Here is a 222-nt window from a genome sequence, read left to right as displayed (position 1 = left end):
CGGTTACGGTTCCAACAAGAAGACCCGTCATATGCTCCCAAATGGATTCCGTAAGGTCCTAGTTCACAATGTTAAAGAGCTGGAAATCTTGATGATGCAAAACAGGAAGTACTGCGCAGAGATCGCTCACGGTGTCTCTTCGAAGAAGCGGAAGCTGATCGTGGAAAGAGCCCAGCAGCTCAGCATCAGAGTGACGAATGCGGCCGCTCGCCTCCGCTCCCA

General features: G+C 52.3%; 1 protein-coding gene. It reads left to right on the top strand.

The features are described from left to right. Positions 1-222 (top strand): eL32 family ribosomal protein (locus F0U44_RS24375; protein WP_223163828.1); only part of this gene is annotated, 222 nt, incomplete at both ends.

It is taken from the genome of Nocardioides humilatus, assembly GCF_008373755.1.
GTDB lineage: Bacteria > Actinomycetota > Actinomycetes > Propionibacteriales > Nocardioidaceae > Nocardioides > Nocardioides humilatus.
The sequence above is the reverse complement of the archived record's forward strand: the minus strand, read 5'-3'. Positions and strand labels throughout refer to the sequence as shown.